Below are 4,076 nucleotides of genomic sequence, written 5' to 3'. Positions count from 1 at the left end.
AGTCGGCGTGGCGTCGAGAAGCAGTGGCACCGGCCCAGATGTTGATGCCCGCGTCGCGGGCGACCTCGTCAATGGCGTCGAGCTCGGCATCGGAGAACTCGAGGTTGTAGAGGGCGTCGAGGTTCTCGTCCAGCTGCGCGACCGAGGAGGCGCCGATGAGCGCCGAGGTGACCGTCTCCACCCCGTACTCGCCCTGTTGACGCAGCACCCACGCGATGGCCATCTGCGCCAGTGACTGCTCGCGCTCCTGGGCGATGTCGTTGAGGCGGGTGATCATCTCGAGGTTCTCCGCGCTGAGCATGTCATCGGACAGTGACTTCATCGCCGCCGCGCGGGAATCCGCCGGGACGCCGTCCAGATAGCGGTTGGTCAGCAGACCCTGGGCCAACGGCGAGAACGCGATGACGCCCAGGCCGGAATCGGCGGCGGAGGCCAGGAGTGATTCACCATCCTCGCCGGGCTCCTCGACCCAGCGGTTGACGATGGAGTAGCTCGGCTGATGGATGATCAGCGGGCACCCTTCCTCCGCCATGAACTCCGCGGCCTCGGCCGTCAGCTCCGGGCCGTAGGAGGAGATGCCGACGTACAGCGACTTGCCGGAGGCGACGATGTCGCGCAGGGCGTAGAGGGTCTCCTCCAGGGGGGTGTCCGGGTCCGGGCGGTGGTGGTAGAAGATGTCCACGTAGTCGAGCCCCATCCGGTCCAGCGACTGGTCGAGGGAGGCCATGAGGTACTTGCGCGAGCCGCCGAAACCGTAGGGGCCGTCCCACATGTCCCAGCCGGCCTTCGAGGAGATGATGAGTTCATCGCGGTGGGCGCGGAAGTCCTCGGCGAGCAGGCGGCCGAAGTTGGTCTCCGCGCTGCCGGCGGGCGGGCCGTAGTTGTTGGCCAGGTCGAAGTGGGTCACGCCCCGGTCGAAGGCCCGGCGGAGAATGGCGCGCTGGGTCTCCAGCGGCTTGTCGTCGCCGAAGTTGTGCCACAGGCCCAGCGAGATGGCGGGCAGCTTGAGTCCCGAGCGTCCGACACGGCGGTAGGGCATCGAGGTGTAGCGGTCGGGGGCCGGAAGGTAGGTATTCATGGCATCCATTGTGCCTTCTCGGTGGTCGTTTTAACGACGATCGTAAAAACGAGGTCATACCATTGTGCTGACCTGGGAAAATCCTTCCCGGCCCATGGCAAAAGGGGTCGTATTAACGATCATCGTTAATACGACCCCTCGAGGTTCACCCGGTTACTTCAGCTTCTCCGCGATGAGCTTGTTCACCTGCGCCGGATCCGCCTTGCCGCGGGTGGCCTTCATGACGGCGCCGACGATCGCGCCGGTGACCTTGGTGTTGCCGGCCCGGTACTTCTCCACGATGTCCGGGTTGGCGGCCAGGGCCTCGTCGACGGCGGCCTCGATGGCGCCGTCGTCACGCACGACCTCCAGGCCACGCGCGGCAACGACCTCGGACACGGTGCCTTCCCCGGCGAGCACGCCGTCGACAGCCTGACGTGCCAGCTTGGTCGTCAGCTTGCCCTCCTTGACCAGGCCAACCACCTCGGCGACCTGCGCCGGAGTGATGGGCAGCGCCTCCAGCTCGACGTTCTGCTCACGGGCGGCGGCGGAGAGGTAGTTGACCCACCAGGCGCGGGCCTCGGCGGCGGTGGCACCCTCCTCGGCGGTGGCCAGGATGAGCTCGAGTGCCCCGGCGTTGACCAGGTCGCGCATCTCGGCGTCGGAGATACCCCACTCCTCCTGCAGGCGGGCGCGACGCACCCACGGCAGCTCGGGAAGCGTCGCGCGGATCTCCTCGACCCACTCCTTCGGCGCGATGACCGGCGGCAGGTCCGGATCGTTGAAGTAGCGGTAGTCCTCGGCGGACTCCTTGCGACGTCCCTTGCGGGTGGAGCCGTCCAGCTCCTGGTAGTGGCGGGTCTCCTGGATGATCTCCTCGCCGTTCTCGATGGCGGCGGCCTGGCGCATCATCTCGTAGCGCACGGCCTGCTCGACGGACTTGAGAGAGTTGATGTTCTTCGTCTCGGTGCGGGTGCCGAACTCCTCCTGCCCGATCGGGCGCAGCGACAAGTTGGAGTCGACGCGCATGGAACCCTGATCCATACGCGCATCGGAGACGCCGATGGCCTTGACCAGCTCACGCAGCGCGGTGACATAGGCGCGGGCGATCTCCGGGGCGCGCTCGCCGGCCCCCTCGATGGGCTTGGTGACGATCTCGATGAGCGGCACACCCGCGCGGTTGCAGTCCACCAGCGAGGCGGTCGCGCCGTGGATGCGGCCGGACACGCCACCGATGTGGGTGAGCTTGCCGGTGTCCTCCTCCATGTGGGCGCGCTCGATCTCGACGCGCCACTCGGTGCCGTCGTCAAGCATGACGTCGAGCCAGCCGTCGTAGGCGATGGGCTCGTCGTACTGCGAGATCTGGTAGCCCTTCGGCTGGTCCGGGTAGAAGTAGTTCTTGCGCGCGAAACGGGAGGACTCGGCGATGTGGCAGTTGAGCGCCAGGCCGATCTTGATGGCCCACTCGACGCCCTTGGCGTTGACCACCGGCAGCGCGCCGGGCAGGCCGAGGGAGACGGGGTCGACGTTGGAGTTCGGCTCGGCGCCGAAGTGGGCGGAGCTGGTGGAGAACATCTTGGTCTCCGTGGCCAGCTCGACGTGGACCTCCAGGCCCATGACGGGGTCGAACTTCTCCAGGACCTCGTCGAAGTCCATCAGATCGTGAATCGCGGCAGTCATGGCAGACAGTCTAGCGCTAGGCTTCCAGGGCATGAGCACCGTCCCCGTCACCATCGCCCGCGGCGGCACCTCGCGCGCGGTGTTCCTGCCCATGTCCGCGCTCCCCGCGACGCAGGCCGCCCGCGACGCCCTGTGTCTGCGGCTGATCGGCTCGCCTGATCCGCAGGCGGTCGACGGCCTCGGCGGCGGCGTGAGCTCGAACTCCAAGGTCATGTTCGTCGGCCCCTCCGAGCGCGCCGACCTGGAAACACTCTTCGCGCAGGTCTCCCCCACCGAGGCTGTCGTCGACTGGAGCGGCAACTGCGGCAACATCTCCTCCGCCGTCCTCCACTACGCCCGCCACACGGGTCTGTTCGCCGGCGACTCCGCCCGCGTATGGAACCTCAATTCGCAGGCCCTGTTCGAGCTCGTGCTTGTCGACGACCGCGTCGACATGCGCTTCCTCGACCCTGGCGGCGAGAAATGCGGCACCCTCTTCCCCGCCGGCCGGCGGTGTCAGGTCGATGGCCTCGAGGTCTCGCTTATCGACGTCGCCAACCCCATCGTCATCACCCGCGCCGCGGATGTCGGCGTGGATCCGGCCCTGGGCATGGCCGCGCTCAATGCGGATGCGGAGCTGCTGGCCCGGCTGGAGCGCCTGCGCGTCGCCGCCGGTGAGGCCATGGGTCTGGAGCCGTCGAAGGTCATCCCCCGGGTGGCGATGGTCGCCCCCGGCGAGGACCTGCGCGTCGTCATGACGAGTGTCGGCCGTATCCACCACGCCCTGCCCGGCACCGGCATCCTGGCCCTGGCCGGCGCGGTGGCACTCGGTGGCACCGTCATCGACGATGTACTCGAAGGCCGCCGGGACGCAGTCACCCTCCAGCACTTCAAGGGCGACGTCGAGGTCTCGGCCCGTGCCGATGGCGAGGAGCTCGCATGGGTGGCCCTGCCCCGTACCGCCCGCATCCTGCTCAGCGGCCAGGCCTACCTGTAGCAGCCCGCCACACCTCGCCGTAGGCCCGCGCCAGGGAATCGACCGTCTCGTGGGCGTTGAGCCCGGAGGGGTTGGGCACCACCCAGGTCTCCACACCGCCGATCGACTCTTCCTGGCGGCCGACGGTGGCGCGGGGGCGTCGATAAGCCAGGCGGTACGCCCCGATCCCGGCGACCATGACCACCTGCGGGCGGTGGCGGGCGACCTTCTCCTCCAGGATGCGGCCTCCCTCCACGTACTCCTGGCGGGTCAGTTCGGAGGCCACGGCCGTGGGCCGGGCGACGAGGTTGGTGAAGCCCAGGCCCGCCCGGTGTAGTTCGGTGAGGTGGGCGGGGGTGAGGCCGGAGCGGGCGTCGATAAGCG

At 68.3% G+C, this 4,076-nt stretch carries 4 protein-coding genes; 1 reads left to right on the top strand and 3 read right to left on the bottom strand.

What is annotated here, in order from left to right:
• Positions 1 to 1,087, bottom strand: a 1,087-nt coding sequence (gene mgrA / locus Q4F73_RS11805) for an L-glyceraldehyde 3-phosphate reductase (protein WP_303359539.1), incomplete at its 3' end; no start/stop codon positions are given.
• Positions 1,088 to 1,231: 144 nt separating this feature from the next.
• Entirely contained in the window at positions 1,232 to 2,737 is a 1,506-nt protein-coding gene (gene gatB, locus Q4F73_RS11800) for an Asp-tRNA(Asn)/Glu-tRNA(Gln) amidotransferase subunit GatB (RefSeq protein ID WP_303359538.1), read from the bottom strand.
• Between the two features lie 31 nt (positions 2,738 to 2,768).
• Here gatB and Q4F73_RS11795 point away from each other — a divergent pair, with 31 nt between their 5' ends.
• Positions 2,769 to 3,713, top strand: a complete 945-nt coding sequence (locus Q4F73_RS11795) for a PrpF domain-containing protein (protein WP_303359537.1) — start codon at positions 2,769 to 2,771, stop codon at positions 3,711 to 3,713.
• On the opposite strand, the gene Q4F73_RS11790 is transcribed toward Q4F73_RS11795, so the two are convergent.
• Positions 3,691 to 4,076, bottom strand: a 386-nt coding sequence (locus Q4F73_RS11790; protein WP_303359536.1) for a mismatch-specific DNA-glycosylase, incomplete at its 5' end; no start/stop codon positions are given. The two genes, Q4F73_RS11795 and Q4F73_RS11790, sit on opposite strands and share 23 nt — an antisense overlap.

This window comes from Corynebacterium sp. (genome assembly GCF_030535495.1).
Classification (GTDB): domain Bacteria; phylum Actinomycetota; class Actinomycetes; order Mycobacteriales; family Mycobacteriaceae; genus Corynebacterium.
The sequence above is the reverse complement of the archived record's forward strand: the minus strand, read 5'-3'. Positions and strand labels throughout refer to the sequence as shown.